The sequence below is a fragment of the Erwinia sp. BNK-24-b genome (assembly GCF_047456155.1).
GTDB lineage: Bacteria > Pseudomonadota > Gammaproteobacteria > Enterobacterales > Enterobacteriaceae > Erwinia > Erwinia phyllosphaerae.
On the sequence record NZ_CP179901.1, the window covers coordinates 3,273,566 to 3,294,856 of the forward strand.

General features: G+C 51.6%; 15 protein-coding genes. 6 read left to right on the forward strand and 9 right to left on the reverse strand.

Going from position 1 to position 21,291, the window contains the following annotated elements:
• Positions 1-168: 168 nt before the first annotated feature.
• From ACMGGR_RS14955 to seqA, 3 genes are all read right to left on the reverse strand, one after another.
• Positions 169-375, reverse strand: a complete 207-nt coding sequence (locus ACMGGR_RS14955) for a YbfA family protein (RefSeq protein WP_246761505.1) — start codon at positions 373-375, stop codon at positions 169-171.
• A 515-nt stretch (positions 376-890) separates the two neighbouring features.
• Positions 891-2,531, reverse strand: a complete 1,641-nt coding sequence (pgm, locus tag ACMGGR_RS14960) for a phosphoglucomutase (alpha-D-glucose-1,6-bisphosphate-dependent) (protein ID WP_246761504.1) — start codon at positions 2,529-2,531, stop codon at positions 891-893.
• Between the two features lie 22 nt (positions 2,532-2,553).
• Positions 2,554-3,102 (reverse strand): replication initiation negative regulator SeqA, encoded by a 549-nt coding sequence (gene seqA / locus ACMGGR_RS14965; RefSeq protein WP_414147234.1) that lies wholly within the window; start codon positions 3,100-3,102, stop codon positions 2,554-2,556.
• Positions 3,103-3,349: 247 nt separating this feature from the next.
• Here seqA and ybfF point away from each other — a divergent pair, with 247 nt between their 5' ends.
• The 4 genes from ybfF (at position 3,350) to fur (ending at position 6,015) form a co-directional block, all read left to right on the forward strand.
• A complete protein-coding gene (gene ybfF / locus ACMGGR_RS14970; RefSeq protein WP_246761502.1) occupies positions 3,350-4,114 on the forward strand; it encodes an esterase in 765 nt (254 codons plus the stop codon).
• Between the two features lie 145 nt (positions 4,115-4,259).
• The gene (gene ybfE / locus ACMGGR_RS14975) at positions 4,260-4,541 is read left to right on the forward strand and encodes a LexA regulated protein (protein WP_246761501.1); all 282 of its coding nucleotides are present in this window, start codon (positions 4,260-4,262) and stop codon (positions 4,539-4,541) included.
• A 139-nt stretch (positions 4,542-4,680) separates the two neighbouring features.
• Positions 4,681-5,211, forward strand: a complete 531-nt coding sequence (fldA, locus tag ACMGGR_RS14980; protein WP_246761500.1) for a flavodoxin FldA — start codon at positions 4,681-4,683, stop codon at positions 5,209-5,211.
• A 360-nt stretch (positions 5,212-5,571) separates the two neighbouring features.
• Positions 5,572-6,015, forward strand: coding sequence for a ferric iron uptake transcriptional regulator (gene fur / locus ACMGGR_RS14985; protein WP_246761499.1), 444 nt, complete (start codon positions 5,572-5,574; stop codon positions 6,013-6,015).
• Positions 6,016-6,209: 194 nt separating this feature from the next.
• Here fur and ACMGGR_RS14990 read toward each other — a convergent pair whose 3' ends face one another.
• The 6 genes from ACMGGR_RS14990 to nagE form a co-directional block, all read right to left on the reverse strand.
• Positions 6,210-8,864, reverse strand: coding sequence for a beta-N-acetylhexosaminidase (locus ACMGGR_RS14990; protein WP_414147235.1), 2,655 nt, complete (start codon positions 8,862-8,864; stop codon positions 6,210-6,212).
• A 139-nt stretch (positions 8,865-9,003) separates the two neighbouring features.
• Positions 9,004-10,413 carry a chitoporin ChiP gene (gene chiP, locus ACMGGR_RS14995; RefSeq protein ID WP_414147236.1) on the reverse strand — a complete coding sequence of 470 codons (1,410 nt, stop codon included), beginning with the start codon at positions 10,411-10,413 and terminating at the stop codon, positions 9,004-9,006.
• Between the two features lie 362 nt (positions 10,414-10,775).
• On the reverse strand, positions 10,776-13,433 hold the full coding sequence (locus tag ACMGGR_RS15000) for a beta-N-acetylhexosaminidase (protein WP_414148975.1): 2,658 nt from the start codon (positions 13,431-13,433) through the stop codon (positions 10,776-10,778).
• A 109-nt stretch (positions 13,434-13,542) separates the two neighbouring features.
• The gene (chiP, locus tag ACMGGR_RS15005; RefSeq protein ID WP_246761495.1) at positions 13,543-14,946 is read right to left on the reverse strand and encodes a chitoporin ChiP; all 1,404 of its coding nucleotides are present in this window, start codon (positions 14,944-14,946) and stop codon (positions 13,543-13,545) included.
• Positions 14,947-15,183: 237 nt separating this feature from the next.
• Positions 15,184-16,851: a glutamine--tRNA ligase gene (gene glnS, locus ACMGGR_RS15010; protein ID WP_246761494.1), complete on the reverse strand. Its 1,668-nt coding sequence runs from the start codon at positions 16,849-16,851 to the stop codon at positions 15,184-15,186.
• Positions 16,852-17,015: 164 nt separating this feature from the next.
• The gene (gene nagE / locus ACMGGR_RS15015; protein WP_246761493.1) at positions 17,016-18,962 is read right to left on the reverse strand and encodes a PTS N-acetyl glucosamine transporter subunit IIABC; all 1,947 of its coding nucleotides are present in this window, start codon (positions 18,960-18,962) and stop codon (positions 17,016-17,018) included.
• A 325-nt stretch (positions 18,963-19,287) separates the two neighbouring features.
• Here nagE and nagB point away from each other — a divergent pair, with 325 nt between their 5' ends.
• Both nagB and nagA read left to right on the forward strand, forming a co-directional pair.
• Positions 19,288-20,088 carry a glucosamine-6-phosphate deaminase gene (gene nagB, locus ACMGGR_RS15020; protein ID WP_246761492.1) on the forward strand — a complete coding sequence of 267 codons (801 nt, stop codon included), beginning with the start codon at positions 19,288-19,290 and terminating at the stop codon, positions 20,086-20,088.
• Positions 20,089-20,140: 52 nt separating this feature from the next.
• Positions 20,141-21,289, forward strand: coding sequence for an N-acetylglucosamine-6-phosphate deacetylase (gene nagA / locus ACMGGR_RS15025; protein ID WP_414147237.1), 1,149 nt, complete (start codon positions 20,141-20,143; stop codon positions 21,287-21,289).
• Positions 21,290-21,291 lie beyond the last annotated feature (2 nt).

The window sequence follows — 21,291 nt, forward strand, 5'->3', positions numbered from 1 at the left end:
GGACGAGGTTACGGCGTGTCCGTGTCCGCTCTGGCTCTGGCTCTGGCTCTGGCTCTGCTAATTATTTACCGGTTTGAAAGCGACCTGATAATTGAAAATGAAAGTTTATCAGCAGCCTGAAGTAGCTTAAAAAAGGCCATTCGCTATAAAGCGGACAGGAGGCGAAACTTAATAAAGCTCCGTTGCGGCCATTTCTGATTGCGCCAGCCAGACCGGCTGCGTACTGTTTTTGCACCAGCAGCGATGCAGATAGCTATAGAACCGGCTTCTGTCGCGATAAAACAGCATAACGGGCAGCGCGAGGATAGCAACAAGCATCGTTGCGGTACGGCGCAGGATAAGATGAGGCAATGAATAACGCTGGTAAAGGTTCATAAACCCTCCTGAATAATCAAAACGGACTGGTTAAAATAATACCAATTTGCCTGATTATTTACCACTCATCAGACCTGTTAAGGTTGATTATTTTATTCGCCCTAAAAAGTTAAATAACAGTTAATTCAAGGAAGGTTTTTAACCATAATTTAACATTGCTGAATGGTAACGGCAGTTGCGATGAAAGTTTGCTTTCGCCAATATCCAGGCTACCCCTTAATTTTCGCAACGACTATAAGTCGACCCGATTATTTACATTAAATCACGTTAGTAACATAACTTCGCAGGATAATAGCCTCGTGATCTTACTGAACATTAATAGAATTTAACGGCTATTTTTAGCGCGCCATTTATACACGGTTAAAATAACGTTATTTTACGGCATTGTTTAATGGGAGAAACAGCCGGGTTTGCAAAACGCTTTAAGGGAAATCAGGAAATTATTATATCGCGAGATAGTCAATAATAAAAAAAGGCGCTGACTAGTCAGCGCCTTAATATGTCGACTTTCGCGATTAAGCGTTTTTCAGCACTTCGCTAACAATTTCTACCGCTTCTTTTTCAATCTTCTCGCGGTGCTCGGCACCCAGGAAGCTTTCGCAATAGATTTTGTAGGCGTCTTCCGTACCGGAAGGACGTGCAGCAAACCAGCCGTTTTCCGTCATCACTTTCAGGCCGCCGATAGAGGCGCCATTGCCTGGCGCAGCGGTCAGACGTGCAGTGATAGGATCGCCTGCCAGGGTGTCGGCGCTTACCATTTCTGGCGACAGCTTCGACAGCGCGGCTTTCTGCGCGGAGGTTGCGGAAGCCTGCAGACGGTTATAGCTAGGCGCACCAAAGCGCTCGGCCAGCTCGTCATAGTGCTGCTGCGGATTTTTACCGGTTACGGCAGTGATTTCCGCAGCCAGCAGGCACATGATGATGCCGTCTTTATCGGTAGACCATGGCGTGCCGTCAAAACGCAGGAAGGATGCGCCCGCGCTCTCTTCGCCGCCAAAGCCAAAGCTGCCGTCGAACAGGCCGTCAACAAACCATTTAAAGCCAACCGGCACTTCAACCAGCTTGCGGCCAATATCGTTAACTACGCGGTCGATCATCGCGCTGGAAACCAGCGTTTTGCCGACGGCGACTTCTTTGCCCCACTGTGGACGATGCTGGAACAGGTAGTTGATAGCAACGGCCAGGTAGTGGTTTGGATTCATCAGGCCAGCCGGCGTGACGATACCGTGGCGGTCATAATCCGGATCGTTGGCAAACGCCAGATCGAACTTGTCGCGCAGCGCCAGCAGGCCCGCCATCGCGCTTTCAGAAGAGCAATCCATGCGGATCACGCCATCTTTATCCAGGTGCATAAAGCGGAAAGTCTGATCGACGGAATCGTTAACGATAGTCAGATCCAGCTTGTAGAATTCCGCAATGCGCTGCCAGTAGGCGATGCCGGAGCCGCCGAGCGGATCGACGCCGATTTTCAGGCCCGCTTTCTGAATAGCAGGAATATCGATGATCTCTGCCAGGCCTTCGATATAAGGCTGGATCAGATCTTTTTCCTGTAAACGGCCGCTTGCCCAGGCTTTATCCAGCGCGATGCGCTTAACGTCTTTCAGGCCGTCTTTGATCAGCTGGTTAGCGCGATCTTCAACTACTTTGGTCACGTTGGTATCGGCCGGGCCGCCGTTTGGCGGGTTATATTTAATGCCGCCATCTTCCGGTGGGTTATGCGAAGGCGTGATAACGATGCCGTCAGCCTGTGCGCCGCCCGCTTTGTTGTGCTCCAGAATGGCGTTAGAGATAGCGGGCGTCGGCGTATAGCCGTTGTCCTGCTGCACAATAACGTCCACGCCGTTCGCCGCCAGTACTTCCAGTACGGAAATAATGGCCGGTTCAGACAGCGCGTGCGTGTCTTTGCCGACGTAGCAAGGTCCAGTAACGCCGTTCTTTTTACGCTCTTCCGCAATTGCCTGAGCAATGGCCAGAATATGCGTCTCGTTGAAGCTGTGTCGTCCTGCGCTGCCGCGATGGCCGGACGTGCCGAATTTTACCGCATGCTCTGCGTTGCCGGGTTCCGGCTGCAGGACATAATACTGCGAGGTTAATTGTGCAACGTTAATCAAATCGCTCTGCTGGGCTGGCTGCCCGGCACGGGGGTGACTGGCCATTGGCGCTTCTCCCTGACGCTTATTAGAGGGTGCCGCAAACTTTGTCTGCCAGTTCCGCCGGGAACTGCATGGACGACATGATGTGTTCAATCATGCTGCGTTTGCGACCTGTGTTAGTGTTGGTAATCACCCAATACGGCGTGCCCGGAATATGCTGCGGCTTGGTATGGGTGCCATTCTGTACCAGGGTTTGCTGATTGCCTGCAAAGTAGACGCGCGTACGACCGTGTAGTGACTCGGTCGCGGCGGCAAATACCTTGGGATCCAGATTGTATAAAGTCGACAGGATCAGCATAAAACGGTTTACCGCTTTCTTCTGCTCCGCATACTCGTCCGACAGCAGCAGTTCACGCACGGCGCGAACGCGATCCTGCGGGCGGGCTTCCTCTTTAACAGCCGTTTCAACGCTTACCGCGGCAGGCGCTGCTGCGGGTGCCGGCGCCTTTTCCACCGTCTGACCGGCAGAAAATTTCAGCATCCGGCGTAAAATATCAGAGGCGCTTTCACCGATATGCTGCGTGTGGCTGGCGATATAACGGTAGAGTTCTTCGTCGACTTCAATAGTTTTCATCTTGATCCAGTACGATTATTGCTGATAAGAGCCAGTTAGCGACATGTTTTTGCGCATGCGCAGACAGACCAGCTCTAACACGAGGATTATAAAGTTAAATCCTGCCGGGGTGTAGCGCCAGCCCCGATTGTGAACAAAAGTCGGAATATGCCGTAAAAAGATCGTTTACGATCCGGCGGCCCGCTCCGGCAGAAAATCAATGTTTTATGATACCCTAACCCTTCGTTTCTCCTGTAAGAAGTTTGCCATGAAATTGAATTACCGCCTGCAATCTGAACAAATGGACACTTTTACCGCGCCAGTCGTGCTGATTCACGGTCTTTTCGGCAATCTGGACAACCTTGGCGTGCTGGCGCGTGGGTTAAAAGATGCCTGTCGCGTTCTCCAGTTTGACGTGCGTAACCACGGCCTCTCGCCGCGTGCCGACGAGATGGACTATCCGGCAATGGCTCACGACATCCTGGCATCGCTTGACCAGCAGGGCATCGCAAAATTTTCCGTTATCGGCCACTCCATGGGCGGCAAAATCGCCATGATGCTGGCCGCGCTGGCGCCGGAACGCATTGAAAAACTTGTTGTTATTGATATTGCACCGGTTGCCTATCAGCAGCGCCACCATGACGGAATCTTTGCCGCGCTTAAGGCAGTGAGCGAGGCGGGCCTCACCGGTCGCCGCGAAGCCGCCGCACTGATGCGACAAACTATAGACGAAGAAGGCGTGATTCAGTTTTTACTGAAGTCTTTTCATGATGGCGAATGGCGTTTTAATGTGCCTGTGCTGTGGCGGTGCTATGATCAAATCATTGGCTGGCAAGCGCAGCCTGCCTGGCCCGGCCCGGCGCTGTTTATTCGCGGCGAGCTTTCTCCCTATATAACGGAAGATTATCGCCAGGCGCTGCTGGCTCAGTTTCCTGCGGCAAAGGCGCATGTGATAGCCGGAGCGGGTCACTGGGTGCATGCTGAAAAGCCCGATGCCGTTTTACGCGCCATTCGCCGCTTTTTTGCTCTGTGAAAACAATTGTTTCGGTAAAAGGCTTTAATCTTGTCGACACGACTTTCACTGGGGTATGATGGCGCGCTAAAATTTGTCGGCGACTGCGGTCGCCGATGTTAATGGCCCAATCCATCAGAACTCCAGCCTTCAGTATCACGATTCTATGGCAAAAGAAAACACGGACCGCACCACGATCGATCTGTTCGCAGACGAGCGTCGCCCGGGACGACCCAAAACCAATCCGCTGACGCGTGATGAGCAGCTGCGTATTAATAAACGCAACCAGCTTAAGCGTGATAAAGTGCGCGGGCTGAAGCGCGTAGAGCTGAAAATGAACAGTGACGCGGTTGATGCCCTGAACCAGCTCGCCGAGCAGCGCAACATGAGCCGCAGCGAGCTGATTGAAGAGATGCTCATGGCGCAGTTAGCCAAACCAACGCGCTGAGCGGCGCAGCGGCAAAGCACAAAGCGACAAATGTGGGAGGATTAGCCGTTTATCCTCCCGTGGCTGTCTGCTATTATTGCCGTTTACATCATCAGGCTAGCCGCCGCATATCATTAAGTTTCAAGAGGTTATTAAAGTCATGGCAATCGTAGGCATTTTCTTTGGCAGCGATACGGGCAATACGGAAAACATTGCAAAAATGATCCAGAAGCAGCTCGGTAACGAGGTGGCTGAAGTTCATGATATCGCTAAAAGCAGCAAAGAAGACCTTGAAGCCTTTGATATTTTGCTGCTGGGCATCCCAACCTGGTACTACGGCGAAGCGCAGTGCGACTGGGATGACTTTTTCCCAACGCTGGAAGAGATTGACTTTAACGGCAAGCTGGTTGCGCTGTTTGGCTGTGGCGATCAGGAAGATTACGCGGAATATTTCTGCGATGCGATGGGCACTATCCGCGATATTATCGAACCGAACGGCGCGGTCATCGTGGGCCACTGGCCAACCGAAGGTTACCACTTCGAAGCGTCCAAAGGCCTGGCGGACGACAATCATTTCCTGGGCTTAGCCATTGATGAAGATCGTCAGCCGGAACTGACCAAAGAGCGCACCGAGAAGTGGGTAAACCAGATTTCTGAAGAACTTCAGCTGAAAGATATTCTCGAAGCCTGATGATCCCGGCCCGCCGAACAGGCAATTTTGTGCGGGCCAACGCATTTTCCTATCGCATCGATAGCTACTTTTTTGTAACTTTTGCCTGGAAAACGGTACAATAGTACGGCTCCGTTCACGCAACGCTTTTCACCATAATGATGATAAAGGTTGAATGTACGAATATTAACCCGGTACAGATGGGTGCTTGCTTTCCGGACGTAACGACATCTTATCCTTACATCCCTCAATGGTTTTGCATCTCTGCTGTGGTTTCTTCCAGGCATCAGTTCTATAATGAGACGCTCAGCTTTTGCGTCGACCGATGCTCACGGCTTTTCAGCCATTTAGTGACCAGTAAAGTAACAGGACAATATCCGCATGACTGACAACAACACCGCATTAAAGAAGGCCGGCCTGAAAGTCACGCTTCCTCGACTAAAAATTCTGGAAGTGCTTCAGGAGCCAGAGAGCCATCACGTCAGCGCGGAAGACTTGTATAAGCGCCTGATTGATATGGGCGAAGAGATTGGTCTGGCCACGGTTTACCGCGTGCTGAACCAGTTTGATGACGCAGGGATCGTTACCCGTCACAACTTTGAAGGCGGCAAGTCCGTGTTCGAACTGACGCAGCAGCATCATCACGACCACCTTATCTGCCTGGACTGCGGCAAAGTGATCGAATTCAGAGATGAATCCATCGAATCTCGCCAGCGTGATATCGCCACCAAACACGGTATCAAGTTGAGCAACCACAGCCTCTACCTTTATGGCCACTGCGCCACCGGCGACTGCCGTGAAGATGACTCGCTGCACGATAAATAATGCCTGATACAAAAAAACCGGTGATCGCTCACCGGTTTTTTTTTAACCCAAGGGCAGGCTTTTTGTTAAAAAGCACAATCGATCCGCAAAAAGTGCCAGCCAGCGGTCTGAACGATCAATCTGGCAAAATCCGTATTTTAGATACAAAGAATGCGCCCTGCTATTTTCCCAAACGCATAAGTGAGCCGGGCATATCAGAGCGTTTCTGTACGGCTGAAACGTTTTCCATCCGGACTAACAGAACGGACCATAACTTTGCCAGCGACCGTTGGCTGCATATTTGCCTCGTAGCGCCGCCAGTTTTTCCCCTCATCCACGCTATATTCAATGATTAACCCCGGCAGCGCAATATTGGCTTCCAGTTTACCATCGGCAATTCGCGCACCGGGAACCGGCAGGCGATAATGAATGCCGGCTTTATCCAGCCTTGCCAGCTCACGCTGCCCCAGCAGATTAGCGAACATTTGCCAGTCTTCCAGCAGCACCTGCCGATCAACATGTTGGGTAACACCGCCAATAAACTCTTTACCCGCCTTATAGTCCAGCTCCCAGGCCGCGCGGTGCCAGGCTCTTTCAGCCACTGCAGCCACGCGAGGGAAAATCATATACTCCATTTGACGATCGGTACGTGACGTTTCGCTCCAGAGCTGGGCCGACAGACCATAAGCGCCAGGCCAGGTTTTGTCAGATTTCGCGGTGAAGGTTTTACCATCGCGATCCACAGAGGTTTCGGCATTTTGCGGTAGATTATCAGGTGCGAAGCTAAACATTTTACGCTCGTCGCTAAACCGCGTTCCCCAGTAGTAACCGCGCTCCAGTGGATTTACCTCGTAGGGAAAATCCATATAAACGTAGTCAGGGCTGGAGATAATTACCTCATAACCTTTATTTGCCCAGTCGTTAGCCGAATCAAAACCACCCCAGTACAGCGTATCCCAGAAATTAACAGCAACACGTTTAGTGGCAAACGTGTCGGCATTTTCGGCATCTTTCAGGCCATCCTGCCATGCCTGCATTTTGTCGATACCATGTTGCTTAACCTGCTGGCTAACCTGCAGCGCAAAGTAGCTGGGCAGATGTTCAAGATCCGCTACTTTGCCGTCTTTGATCATTGCCTGGCAAACCTGCGATTTTGCCCACGGCTTGTCTTCCTTACTCATATCAAGAAGGCCAGTGCCGGCAACGGGTTTATTTATGTCTGAATAACCGGCCCCCAGGCGAATGTTTTTCGCTTCGTCGCCGCCAAAGTGCCACGTTTGCAGCGGCTGCCCGGCTTCTTGATGCATGGCCTGAATTTCACTGATAACCTTATCAGTGAAGCGCAGAGAAGATGACAAACAAGGGTTCAGATAGCTGGTACGATCGTAAAGCTGTACCGAGGTGGTATTAGAATCATCAGTGGGGTCAACCAGGCGGTATTCTGAAGCTTCTGCTCTTTTCCCTTCTTTTATCAGTTTGTTGTAGCGTGCCTCCATGGAAATGACGGCGGCACGGGCGTGGGCGGGCATGTCTATTTCCGGGATAACGTTAATGCCGCGAGCCGCAGCGTATTTCACAATGTCGATATAGTCCTGGCGGCTAAAATGGCCGCTGCCGTTGTTGTCACTGTCCGGCCCTGACCCCAGCTGTGGTAACAGGCAACGCTGCTCGCTGAGGTCATGACAGCGCTTACTGCCAACCTCCGTGAGCTCCGGCAGGCCCGGGATCTCAATTCGCCATGCTTCGTCATCGCTAAGATGAAAGTGGAAGGTGTTAATTTTCCATGCGCTCAGCTGATCTAACATACGCATCACGGCGGCTTTACTGTGAAAATTGCGGGCTACATCCAGAAAAACGGCGCGCATAGCAAAACGCGGGGCGTCATTGACCTTCATGGTGGCGATTTTTGCACTGCCATCGGCCGGAAGCAGTGAGAGAATTGACTGCAGGCCATAGAACACACCGTTGCGATCGTAACCAATGACTTCAGCCTTATCCTGGCCGATTGTTAACAGATAGCCGCCTGAAACTGCCAGCTCTTTGCTTAACGCTTTACCGTCAACGCGCGTAGAAATTTTATAACCACTGCCCTGTACTTTTATTCCCGACAGCTGAAAACGCTGCTGCACCGCCAGTTCCATTTCTGCAGGTAAACTGCTCAGGTCCAGTTTTACGCCTTTTGACAGGTCGGCATCTTCCGGCAATATTTCTGCCCATCGCGGCTCAGGGACAATTTTTCCTCTTAAGGCTGTGGCGGGTAGCAGAGCCACGTCACTGTTTTTGTCAAAGCGGCTCGCTGCGGCCATCAGCACGTTTTTATCATCCGGAATACGCTTCCATTGATTGCCGAATGGCTCAACGAAGGTAGTCAGATCTTCAGAATCGGTACTGGCAATAGTTTTAGGCTTTGCTTTGCCCGACGTAACGTACCAGCGAGGCATGACGTCGGTGATATATAGCTGCCAGTATTCATTTATAATCGGAATGACCACTGATTCACCGGCCGCAAAGCCTTTGAATTTCTCCGTAGGCTCCAGCCGGGTCAAATCCCCGACAATATGCACCATGCGGAATTCTTCACTGTCGACCTTCAGCGTTTTATGAACGTTAGACATATAAATTGCCCAGTTCTTACTGTCGATTGCCGGCCCCGGGTTGGTTAAAGTGATCGTTGCCCGGTTACAGGAGGCCCAGTCGGCCCCCAGCCCTGCGCAGTTCACACCATGCTGCGCAGCCTGGTTATCCGTTACCTTATATTTCACGCCAAACTGGCTAATCTGATCGACAATTTCCCGATCTTCGCTGGCGATAGCGCTACCCAATGTTGAGGCTAACGCTATGGCAACAAGACTGACTCTGAACTTATTCATCCGTTTTCCTTGTTCATCATTGATCTGTTTAATTTATTGCTGATATTTGTCAGGCTACGCCTTAATACCCTTGCCACATTTCGCTACCGGATAAACTTTTGCCCGGGCCGCTGAAGAAGAACCTTCTGCAAATCATCGGTCAGGGCCTGTCCGCCTGAAAAAGTGTCAAAGGTGCCATAACAATAAATTTTATGTCCTGCTCATCCTGAAAAATATTGCCATAGCCGCCGCTCCAGCTGGGAATAGCGGAATGGTTATCGTAACGTGTGTAGTGCAGTTTGAATGAGGTGCCTTTAATGAAGCCCTGCTGCACGGTGTACAGTAAATCCAGGTTCCATGCGGACTCTTTCAGACGGTGATTTTGGTCATAAGCAGGGGAAGGTTTGGCATCCCAACCCCAGGCGTATGAGGTGCCCACTGCCCAGCCTGGCAACTGCCAGTTTTTCAGGTCATACATCACGCCCGCAAACAGGGCTTTTTCGCCGTTGGCGTTGAAATCCGACCGGGAATCCCACCAGACGTCCAGCCGACCATTTGAGGTGGCGTAGCCCGGCGTCATACGTTGCAGAAAGAACCCCTGGTTGCCTTCGGCTTTTACCCACGTTCCTTCCAGACGCAGATCAAGCGGGCCGGTGGCGTAGCCCAGCGTAATAGCCTGCAGCCAGGCCAGACCGCTATAAACGTCGTTTATGTTGGCAGCATTGCCGCTCTCTTTATCTTTTGCGCCATAAAACTGCCAGCTGGTTTGCAATGTGTTTTTTGCGAGCGGTAAAGCATAAGAGACTTTGCCGAAATACTGGTCCATATAATCAGCGGCCTGACCAAAAGCGCCTTCCACAACGATTTTATCTCTGCTGTATTTTGCGCCGAGCGAGTGCAAATAACCTACGCCCGTTACACCGTCTGCCTTACGGAATTGATACATGTTGCGATACCAGGGCGCTTTATACTCATCTGTCCACATATAGGAAAGGGATAACCTGCTCGCCGCAGAAAAATCGTAAACCGCTCCTGCCTCCACGCCGCGATAAGTACCCGGAAGAAAACTCCAGTGAGGCGCTAATAATGTTTGCCCTGCTGGCTGTATATAACCGCCGCGTAGCCAGTAATCGGCATATTTAAGTTTTAGCGCCGCTTTATAGATACTGCTGCCGTTTTTATCACCGCTCCATTTTTCATCCCAGCGCGTTTTTGCCTCGCTAAAGCCAATTTCATTGGGGGCAGCTGGCCCTTTGCCTGAGAGCTCGGCCACGCCAAACGCTGCCAGGTCCAGCCCTACTACATCAGCCGCATAGCCGGATGAAAAATCCAGGCTTCCATTAAAGGTGGAATGATGAAGGTTTTGCTGATATTGCCCGTATTTATAACTCGAAGGTGTAAGATCTCTCCGTTCCCGATGACGTTGCCAGTAATAAATTTGGCCGCTGAGCGAAGCATCGTTAACAAAGCCTGCTGCTATTGCCTGCGAAAAAAAGGAACTTTCTCCCGTTATAAAAAAAAGAGCAAAGGTAAACGATAATGCCCGACGCTGCGAAGTAGTCCTTAACATTAATTAGCCCCCTTATCCTTAAGAGTCGCATTCCAGCGCTTAAAAAAACCGTTTAAAACCGTATAATAAATGCTCAATCCAATTCGCTAATGATAATATTTTTTGCAGCGCGAATTATCAATTCATTATCAATTCCATCATGCAGAATTATGACCTGAGCCACAGAAAAGCCGGGTGTGCGTTAATAATAATTATTATCCAGCATTAACCAGAATAAAAAATCCAGATAAAGTTAATTACCTTCAATAACTCAGAAGTATTGTAGACAATAATATGAAAAGAACGCAGCCTGGAGGCTGCGTCAGATTTTTGGTAGGCGCCAATAACGGAGCATATTTTACGTTCTGCGAACGTAGCCGTTTTTACTTCACGCTTTCCACCCGGCTGAAACGCTTGCCATCGCTGCTTGCGGAACGAATTAACACTTCGCCAGTGACTTTTGGCTGCGCGCTATCCAGGTAGCGCTGCCAGGTTTTACCGCCATCCACAGAATATTCAATGGCCACGCCCGGTAGCGCGATATTCGCTGCCAGTTTGCCCTCGACGATGCGGGCGCCGGGCTGCGGTAAGCGCCAGGAGATACCGGCTTTATCCATTTTTTTCAGCTCGCGCTGTCCTAAAAGATTGGCGTAGCGCTGCCAGTCACGATCCAGCGCGGCCCGATCGACGTGCTGCGTTTCACCACCTTTATACTCCCTGCCCGGCTGATAATCTTGTTCCCAGTCGGCCTGATGCCAGCCGCGCTCTGCGACAGAAATCACGCGTGGGAAAATCATCCACTCCATTTGCTCATCGGTGCGTACGGTTTCGCTCCACAGCTGCGCTGACAGGCCAAAGGCACCCGGCCAGGCTTTGTCAGATTTAGCATCAAAAAAGTTGCCGTCGCGATCGACTGAGGTTTCGGCATTTTGCGGTAGGTTATTGGGCGCAAAGCTAAACATCTTGCGCTCGTCGGTGTAGCGCGTTCCCCAGTAATATCCCCTCTCCAGCGGATTGACCTCATAAGGAAAGTCCATATAGAGATAGTCCGGATTAGAGAGGGTAACTTCATAACCCTTATTGGCCCAGTCATTTGCGCTGTCAAAACCGCCCCAGAAAAGCGTATCCCAGAAGTTAACGCCAACGCGCGAGGTGGCGAAATCTTTCGCGCTCTGCGCATCCTTCAATCCATCCTGCCACGCCTGCATTTTTCCAATACCGTGCGCTTTTACCAGCGCGCTGACTTTTTTGCCAAAATAGCTGGGCAGGTGATCCATATCCGCCACTTTGCCCGACTTAACCAGCGCCTGGCACGCCTGCGATTTTGCCCAGGGTTTGTCCTGGCGGCTTAAGTCCAGCACGCCCTTGCCCGCTTCCGGCTTCGCTACATCGGTATATCCCGCGCCCAGGCGAATGTTTTTCGCCTCGTCGCCGCCAAAATGCCAGGTGGTCAACGGCATGCCTGCAGCCTGGTGCATAGCCTGAATTTCACCCATGACCTTATCGGTAAACCTGACAGACGAATCCAGGCAAGGGTTAAGATAACTGCTCCGATCGTAAAACTGTACGGAGGTGGTGTTTGAGGTATCGGTAGGATCAACCAGCCGATACTCGTTTGCCTCTGCGGTTTTCCCCTCTTTCATTAGTCTGTTATAGCGCGCCTCCATCGAAATAACGGCGGCTCTGGCGTGGGCAGGCATATCTATCTCAGGGATCACTTCAATGGCACGCGCTTTGGCATAGCGCAGGATATCGATATAGTCGCTGCGCGTCAGATAGCCATTGCCGCTGGCCTCGGCAAACGGACCCGAGCCGAGCTGCGGCAGCAGGCAGCGCTGCTCGGTTAAATCGTGGCAGCGTTTTGCGCCTACTTCTGTTAGCTCCGGCAGGCCGGGGATTTCAATCCGCCAGCCTTCGTCGTCGCTAAGGTGGAAATGGAATTTGTTCAGCTTAACGGCCGCCATCTGATCCAGCAGACGCAGAACCGCTTCTTTACTGTGAAAATTACGGCCGATGTCCAGAAAGACGCCGCGATAGGCAAAGCGCGGGGCATCAACCGCATCCAGCGTAGCAATTTTCTGCTCGCCGCTGGCCGGCAGCAACGACAGGATGGACATCATGCCGTAGTAAACGCCCGCCTCATCAAACCCTTCTACCTGCGCTTCGTGTTCGGTAATATGCAGCTTATAAGCACCGGAAACGGCTTCCTTTCCAGTAAAAGCCCCGGCGGAAACACTACTTCTTATCGTATAACCTTGCGGGTTCTCCTCTACGCCCATTAGCGCAAAGCGTTCGATAACCGCTTCAGCCGATTCATTGCTCAGCGACGTCAGCTCAAAATTTATCCCTTTGCTTAAGTCTGCATCCTGCTGATGAAGGGTAACCTGGAGCGGCGTAGGGATAATCTGGCCGCGTAACGCTTCGGCATTAAGCAATGCCGTATCGCTGTTTTTCACAAAGCGGCTTTCGGGCGTCATCAGCACGTTTTTATCGTCCTGAGTGCGTTTCCAGTGGTTAGCCATCGGCGCGACAAAGGACGTTAAATCCTCAGTGTCGGTACTCGCGATAATTTTAGGCTGCGCATTTTCAGAGGTTACATACCAGCGCGGCATAACATCGGTAATAAACAGCTGCCAGTACTCGTTAACAATGGGAATCTCTACCGACTCGCCAGCAGCAAAACCTTTGAACTTTTCCGTCGGCTCCAGACGCGTTAAATCGCCTGTTACATGCACCATACGGAACTGCTCATTATCAACGCGCAACGTCTGGCGAATATTGGGTAGCCAGATGGCCCAGTCTTTACTGGTCACCGCCTCGCCTGGATTGGTTAACGTAATGGTAGCCCGATTACAGGAAGCCCAGTCAGCGCCCAGCGCCGCGCAGTCGATACCGTTTAGTGCCGCGTGGTTATCGTTAACGGTGTACTTCACGCCGAACTGGCTAATGCTGTCGACCACACGTTGATCCGCCAGAGCACTGCTGCTAGCCATAATCGACATCAATGCGGCTGCAATAAGCGACAATCTTAACGTTTTCATCATTTCCCTCGTAGTGTTGAAGAGTTTTCCTGACCACGGCAGTTAAAAAGGCGACAGGATGCTGGTAAAGCTCTGTCGCCTCTGGTGATTTGCCCTGACGTTTGCTAAATCAAAACACGGTGAAAGGTGCGATAACCGTCAGCCTTACGTCTTTTTCGTCCTGGAACATATTTCCGTAACCGTTGCTGAAGCTCGGAATAGAGGAGTGGTTTTTGTAACGGGTATAGTGAAGGTTGATCTGCGTATCTTTGGCACGCCCTTCCTGCACCGTATAGCGTAGATCCATGTTCCAGGCGGATTCGCTGCGGCGCTGGCTCTGGTCGTAAGCCGGATTGGTTGACGGACGAGCATCCCAGCCGTAGGCGTAAGAGGTGCCGATTGCCCAGGCGGGAAGCTGCCAGTTTTTCAGGTTATACATCACGCCGCCATACAGTGATTTTTCCCCATTAGCGTTGAAATCGCTGCGGGAGTCCCACCATACGTCATTGCGCCCGTTCGAGGTCGAACCAACCGGTGTCATACGCGCCAGAAAGAAGCCCTGATTGCCGCGAGCTTTCACCATGGTGCCTTCGAGCCGCCAGTCAAACGGGCCGGTGGTATAGCCCAGCGTGATAGCCTGTAGCCAGGCCAGTCCGTCATACACGTCGTTAATATTATTTGCGCCGCCGTGCTCTTTATCGCGCGCGCCGTAAAACTGCCAGCTGGTACGCAGATCGTTGCCGGCTACGGGAAACGCCCAGGAAGCTTTGGTAAAGTATTGCTCCATATAATTGCCGGCCTGGCCGAGCGCGCCTTCCAGCACCAGCTTATTTTTGAAGTCATATTTAACGCCGACGGAATGCAGATAGTTAATTTCAGTTGTTAGATCGGGCTTGCGGAATTTATACATCTGCCGATACCAGGGGGATTTATACCGATCCGTCCAGATATAAGATAAAGAGAGCGCGCCAGCATCTTCAAAATCATAAACGGAACCGACTTCAAAACCACGATAGGTTCCCGGAACAAAGCCCCATTGCGGCATAAGTAACGTCTGGCCTTCTGGTTGAATATAACCGGCTCTTAACCAGTAATTATCATGTTTAACTTTTATGGCCGCTTTATAAAAAGAGGCGCCATTAGCATCGCCGTCGAATTGCTCGCCCCAGCGATTTTTAGCACGACTGAAGGCAATTTCATTCGGTGCGGCCGGTCCTGTTCCGGCCAGCTGTAGCGCACCATATACGCCCAGATCCAGACCGACAAAATCAGCTGCATAGCCTGAAGAGAAATCGAGGTTGCCGTTAAAAGTAGAATGATGAAGATTTTCCGTATACTGGCCGTACTGGTTATGGACAGGGTCCATCTCCTTTCTGTCTCGCTGCCGCTGCCAATAATAAACACCACCGGTTAGCGTAGAATCATCAATAAACCCTGCGGCGACAGAAACAGGAGAATAAAAGCTGCCGACAAGAGCAGAACTACAGGCAACAGCTATCGCCAGTGCTTTTCGCATTGAATTGAAAGAGTGCATTGAGAAATCCTTCTCTTATAATGACAAATAAACAAAACCCTAAAAATAAAAAGTATTTACCTTACTGCGCGGTAATTATATTTTTCGCGGCGCGAACTATCAATTAATAACAATTATTGACAACGAAAAGTATGACCTACGACAGGTTATAATTTTTTTGTAAGATGCACGTTAATATAATAAATATTATATTCAAAAAAAAGCAGCCCGAAGGCTGCTATTTTATTAATAAAAGCGTTATTCGCCCGCTTTCGTCCAGGTGTCGCGTAAACCCACGGTACGGTTAAAGACCAGCTTGCTGCTGCTGGAGTAAACGCTGTCCGCACAGAAGTAGCCTTCACGCTCAAACTGGTAAGGGCTGGAAGCTTCTGCCGTTTTCAAACCCGGTTCAACAAAGCCCTGACGAATAACCAGCGACTCCGGATTGATAGTGGTCAGGAAATCTTCCGCCGCTGCCGGATTCGGCACGCTGAACAGGCGATCGTACAGACGGAATTCAGCCGGGAGCGCATGCTCGGCAGAAACCCAGTGAATCACGCCTTTAACCTTGCGGCCATCGGCAGGATCTTTACTCAGCGTATCCACGTCGCAGGTACAGAACAGGCAGGTGATATTGCCCGCTTCGTCCTTCGCCACACGCTCGGCCTTAATCACGTAAGCGTTGCGCAAGCGCACTTCCTTACCCAGCACCAGACGCTTGTAGTGCTTGTTGGCTTCTTCACGGAAGTCGGCGCGATCGATGTACACTTCACGGCTAAACGGCACCTCACGCGTTCCCATCTCTGGCTTGTTCGGATGGTTTGGCATGGTGATAATTTCTTCGTGATTAGCCGGCAGGTTTTCAATCACCAGCTTAACCGGGTCAAGAACCGCCATTGCACGCGGCGCATTTTCGTTCAGGTCGTCACGAATGCACGACTCCAGCGACGCCATCTCGACGATATTGTCCTGTTTGGTAATGCCGATACGGCGGCAGAACTCGCGAATCGAGGCGGCGGAATAGCCGCGACGGCGCAGACCGGAAACGGTCAGCATACGCGGATCGTCCCAGCCCTCGACAACCTTTTCGGTTACCAGCAGGTTCAGCTTGCGCTTGGACATGATGGCGTATTCAAGATTCAGGCGAGAAAACTCGTACTGCCGTGGATGCGTTGGGATGGTGATATTGTCCAGCACCCAGTCATATAAACGGCGGTTGTCCTGGAATTCCAGCGTACAGAGCGAGTGCGTGATCCCTTCCAGCGCATCGGAAATGCAGTGGGTAAAATCGTACATCGGATAGATGCACCATTTATTGCCGGTCTGGTGGTGTTCAGCAAATTTGATACGGTAAATGACCGGATCGCGCAGGACGATAAAGCTGGAGGCCATATCGATTTTCGCACGCAGGCAGGCACTGCCTTCAGCAAATTCGCCGTTGCGCATTTTTTCAAACAGCGCCAGGTTTTCTGCCACGCTGCGATCGCGATAAGGACTGTTTTTGCCGGGCGACGTCAGAGTGCCGCGATACTCGCGGATTTGCTCCGGTGATAGTTCGTCAACATAGGCCAGACCTTTATTGATTAACTCAACAGCATAGTGATGCAGCTGGTCAAAATAGTCAGAGGAGTAACGGACGTCGCCGCTCCACTCGAAGCCCAGCCACTGCACGTCACGTTTGATTGATTCAACGTACTCCAGATCTTCTTTTACCGGGTTCGTATCATCAAAGCGCAGATTACATTGTCCCTGGTAATCCTGGGCAATACCAAAGTTCAGGCAGATAGACTTGGCGTGGCCAATATGCAGATAGCCGTTCGGCTCCGGTGGGAAGCGGGTATGCACGCTGTTGTGCTTACCGTTCGCCAGATCTTCGTCAATGATCTGACGAATAAAGTTAGTTGGGCGGGCTTCTGCCTCACTCATCTCATTTTCCTCTGGAATTACTCTGATACGTGAAATAACGGATTATGATCCACAAAGCCGGGAAGGGAAACAACCGTTTGTTAGCATATAACGTAAAAAAGGGCGGGAATCGCTTCCCGCCCTGCGTTAATGGCGGCACGGCTGGCCCGCCTCGCTGTCGATTGTTAGCTTATCTCAAAGAGACGGCTCTCGCCTGCTACCACCGTTTCCCCGGCGGTCAGCTTGATGCCGCTAAAGTCATCCATGTTAGTGACGACAACCGGGCTTATCATCGACTTCGCATTGCTGTTCAGCCAGGCCAGATCCATTTCCAGCACGGGCTGGCCGGCGCTGACCTGAGCGCCCTCTTCCACCAGCCGCGTAAAGCCTTTACCCGCCAGCGCAACGGTATCAATCCCCATATGCACTACGAGCTCCACGCCTTTGTCCGTTTCCAGGCAGAATGCGTGATTGGTATTGAAAATCTTTAATACGGTGCCGCTGGCGGGTGCAACTACCACGTTGCCGGTTGGGCTGATGGCCAGACCTTCGCCGACGGCTTTGCTGGCAAAAGCCTCATCAGGGACCTGCTCCAGTGCGACCACCGTGCCGCTAACCGGTGCCAGCAGCGTTTCAACAACGGTTTTACCTGCCGCCGGTTTAGCCTGAACGGGTGCCGTTGCCGTAGCCGTGACCGGAGAGGCACTTACCGCTACTGGCGCAACAGGCCCTTTCGCGACGATCTTTTTCATCGCTTCCGCAACGGACTCTGCTTTTGCTCCAATAATTACCTGAATGGTTTGCTTGTTCAGCTTCACGACGCCAGAAGCGCCCAGGCGCTTACAGGCCGCATCGTTTACCTGTGCGGAATCTTTAACGGAAAGGCGCAGGCGAGTAATACAGGCATCAATAACCTTAAGGTTGTCAGAACCGCCTACGGCAGCGATGTACTGGCGGGACAGCTGCTCCAGCCCCTCCTCAGTATTGCTGTTGGCTTCTTCGGTGACCTGCTCGCCCGCCTCTTCACGACCGGGCGTTTTCAGATTCAGCATGCGGATAACCGCGCTGAACAGGACAAAGTAGAGAACAAATGCAATGGCGCCCATCACCAACAGCATCCAGACGTTGCTGCTGGCCGCCGGCAGTTTGTACATTAGCGCATAGTCGATTGCGCCTGCGGAGAAGGAGAAACCGGCGTGAATGTTTAGCGCGGTTGCCACGTACAGGCTGATCCCCGTCAGCACGGCGTGGATCAAATAAAGCATTGGCGCCAGGAACATAAACAGGAATTCCAGCGGCTCCGTAACGCCGGTTAAAAAGGCGGTGACGGCCACGGAAAGCAGCATACCGCCAACCATAGGACGACGCTCTTTAGGTGCTGCCATATACATTGCCAACGCCGCGCCCGGCAGGCCGAACATCATGATGGGGAAGAAGCCGGACATAAACATGCCCGCCGTGCCGTCACCGGCATAGAAGCGGTTGATATCGCCATGGAAAACCGTACCTGCCGCGTTGGTGAAGTCGCCAATCTGGAACCAGGCGATGGTGTTCAATACCTGGTGTAGGCCGGTAGGGATCAGTAAACGGTTAACAAAGCCAAAAATGCCCGCGCCGAACGCGCCAGCGGAAACAATCCACTCGCCGCCTGCCTGAATAGCGTTTTGCACCGGTGGCCAGACGTAACCAAAGACGGCGGCCAGGATCAAACAGAAGAACCCCGTAGCAATAGGAACAAAACGTTTCCCGCCAAAGAAACTGAGGAAATCGGGCAGCTTAATATCGGACCAGCGGTTGTAGGTTGCACCCGCTACCAGCCCGGTAATGATACCCGCCAGCACGCCCATATTGACGGCCGGATTGATGGTGACCATCGCCTTGGTCAGAATAAAATAGCCTACCGCGCCTGCCAAAGCGGCCGCGCCGGCGTTGTCTTTAGACCAGGTAGAGGCCACCCCGATAGCAAAAATAAGGGCCAGATTGTCAAAAATTGCGCCGCCCGCCTGGGCGATAAACGGCATATTGAGCAGGTCCGGCTGGCCAAAGCGCAGCATTAACGCGGCTACCGGCAGCACGGCTATCGGCAGCTGTAACGAGCGCCCTAGCCTTTGAAAAAATCCTAAAATATTCACTATTCCCCCTATAAGAGCCGTTAAGGCGCCAGTTATGTGATGTTTTTATAACGGCAGGCTGCCAGTGGTCTGGCATGAAATCATCTGACGCAGTGTAGAGAAAATTTAATTCGCCACGCAAATTAAAACCGTTGTTTTTGTGATACCCATCATTAATGAGGCACAATTTATTTGGGTTATACTGGCTATAGCCCACAACTTATTTTATCCTGAAAAAAAACAAAGTTTTTCTTTTTCGCGGTGCCCGGTGGCAACAGGTTACGCTTATAGTAGCCCCACGCGCGCCGCAGATAGCTTTCCAGATATCGCTTATATGAGGTAAAACATGAGACTGATCCCGCTTTCAACACCAAACCAGGTCGGTAAATGGGCCGCCCGTCACATCGTCAACCGTATTAACGCCTTTCAGCCTACCGCTGAACGTCCTTTCGTACTGGGTCTGCCTACCGGCGGCACGCCGCTGGAAGCCTATCGTCATCTCGTTGAGATGCATAAAGCGGGCCAGGTAAGCTTTAAGCATGTGGTCACGTTCAATATGGACGAATATGTTGGCCTGCCGAAAGAGCATCCGGAAAGCTACCACAGCTTTATGTATCGTAACTTTTTTGACCACGTTGATATTCAACGCGAAAACATCAATCTTCTGAATGGCAACGCGCCAGATATTGACGCAGAATGTCGCCAGTATGAAGAGAAAATCCGTGCGCTGGGTAAAATCCACCTGTTTATGGGAGGCGTTGGCAACGACGGGCATATCGCCTTTAACGAACCGGCCTCCTCTCTGGCATCCCGTACGCGTATTAAAACGCTCACGCATGAGACGCGCGTGGCTAACTCGCGCTTTTTTGATGGCGACGTAAATCAGGTGCCGAAGTATGCCCTGACGGTGGGTGTAGGAACGCTGCTGGATGCGGAAGAAGTCATGATTCTGGTCACGGGTCACGTTAAAGCGCTGGCGCTCCAGGCGGCGGTAGAAGGCAACGTGAACCATATGTGGACTATCAGCTGTTTACAGCTGCATGCGAAATCCATCGTCGTCTGTGATGAACCCGCGACGATGGAGCTTAAGGTTAAAACAGTCAGATATTTCCGCGAAATCGAAGCGGAAAACATGGAAAATCTGTAACTCATCTGCACAACGTTACCGGCCGCCGGGCTGGTAACGCCGGGAGAATATTATGTTTGCTTTAACTCATGGCCGTATTTTTACCGGCTACGAAATTCTGGATAATCATGCCGTAGTGATCCGCGATGGTTTGATTGACCAGGTTTGCAGGCTGGAAGAGTTGCCTGCTGGTATCACTTTGCAGCGCGTTGACGGCGCGTTTATTGCTCCCGGCTTTATCGATTTACAGCTTAACGGCTGCGGCGGCGTGCAGTTTAATGACAGTCTTGAGGCCCTTAGCGTCGCTACCCTGCACACTATGCAGAAAGCTAACGAAAAATCTGGCTGCACCAGTTTTCTGCCTACTCTTATTACCAGTACCGACGAGTTAATGAAGCGCGCAGTAGAGGTCATGCGTGCTTACCTGGCGCAGAACGCGAATCAGGCGCTGGGTCTGCATCTTGAGGGACCGTGGTTAAATCCTTTAAAAAAAGGGACGCATGATGCCGCATTAATTCGTTTGCCAGATAAGGCGCTGGTCGATTTTCTTTGTGAAAATAGTGACGTCATCGCCAAGATAACGCTGGCTCCCGAGCAGGTTGACGCTGCGGTTATCCGTCAGTTACGCAACGCCGGTATCGTTATCTCTGCGGGTCACTCGCATGCCACCAGCGCCGAAGCGCGCAAAGGCCTTTCTGCCGGAATCAGCTTTGCTACCCATCTTTATAATGCGATGCCTGCCTTAACGGGCCGCGAACCGGGACTTATCGGCACTTTATTCGACTCACCTGACGTTTATTGCGGCATTATCGCCGATGGTTTACACGTTGATTACGTTAACATCCGTAATGCAAAGCGCATTAAGGGCGATAAGCTGGTGCTGGTTACCGACGCCACCGCGCCAGCTGGTGCGACCATTGATCGGTTCATTTTCGCTGGAAAAACAATATACTATCGGGATGGACTTTGCGTTGACGAGAACGGCACGCTCAGCGGCTCTGCGCTAACCATGATCGAAGCTGTGGCGAACAGCGTCGAACATGCAGGCATTGCGCTGGATGAGGCGCTCAGAATGGCAACGCTTTACCCAGCCCGTGCTATGGGTGTGGAGGATAAGTTAGGTTCAGTCACCGCCGGAAAAGTGGCCAACCTGACGGTTTTCACCCGTGACTATCAAATAATCCAGACTTTCGTTAATGGTGACAAAGTCTTAAGCGAGTAGAA

What these genes read in the sequence shown, in the direction of transcription:
- chiP (WP_414147236.1), bottom strand. Translation starts at nt 10,413, where the DNA reads ATGTTAAGGACTACTTCGCAGCGTCGGGCATTATCGTTTACCTTTGCT.
- nagA (WP_414147237.1), top strand. Translation starts at nt 20,141, where the DNA reads ATGTTTGCTTTAACTCATGGCCGTATTTTTACCGGCTACGAAATTCTG.
- ybfE (WP_246761501.1), top strand. Translation starts at nt 4,260, where the DNA reads ATGGCAAAAGAAAACACGGACCGCACCACGATCGATCTGTTCGCAGAC.
- fur (WP_246761499.1), top strand. Translation starts at nt 5,572, where the DNA reads ATGACTGACAACAACACCGCATTAAAGAAGGCCGGCCTGAAAGTCACG.
- seqA (WP_414147234.1), bottom strand. Translation starts at nt 3,102, where the DNA reads ATGAAAACTATTGAAGTCGACGAAGAACTCTACCGTTATATCGCCAGC.
- nagB (WP_246761492.1), top strand. Translation starts at nt 19,288, where the DNA reads ATGAGACTGATCCCGCTTTCAACACCAAACCAGGTCGGTAAATGGGCC.
- pgm (WP_246761504.1), bottom strand. Translation starts at nt 2,531, where the DNA reads ATGGCCAGTCACCCCCGTGCCGGGCAGCCAGCCCAGCAGAGCGATTTG.
- ACMGGR_RS15000 (WP_414148975.1), bottom strand. Translation starts at nt 13,433, where the DNA reads ATGAAAACGTTAAGATTGTCGCTTATTGCAGCCGCATTGATGTCGATT.
- chiP (WP_246761495.1), bottom strand. Translation starts at nt 14,946, where the DNA reads ATGCACTCTTTCAATTCAATGCGAAAAGCACTGGCGATAGCTGTTGCC.
- ybfF (WP_246761502.1), top strand. Translation starts at nt 3,350, where the DNA reads ATGAAATTGAATTACCGCCTGCAATCTGAACAAATGGACACTTTTACC.
- ACMGGR_RS14990 (WP_414147235.1), bottom strand. Translation starts at nt 8,864, where the DNA reads ATGAATAAGTTCAGAGTCAGTCTTGTTGCCATAGCGTTAGCCTCAACA.
- glnS (WP_246761494.1), bottom strand. Translation starts at nt 16,851, where the DNA reads ATGAGTGAGGCAGAAGCCCGCCCAACTAACTTTATTCGTCAGATCATT.
- ACMGGR_RS14955 (WP_246761505.1), bottom strand. Translation starts at nt 375, where the DNA reads ATGAACCTTTACCAGCGTTATTCATTGCCTCATCTTATCCTGCGCCGT.
- fldA (WP_246761500.1), top strand. Translation starts at nt 4,681, where the DNA reads ATGGCAATCGTAGGCATTTTCTTTGGCAGCGATACGGGCAATACGGAA.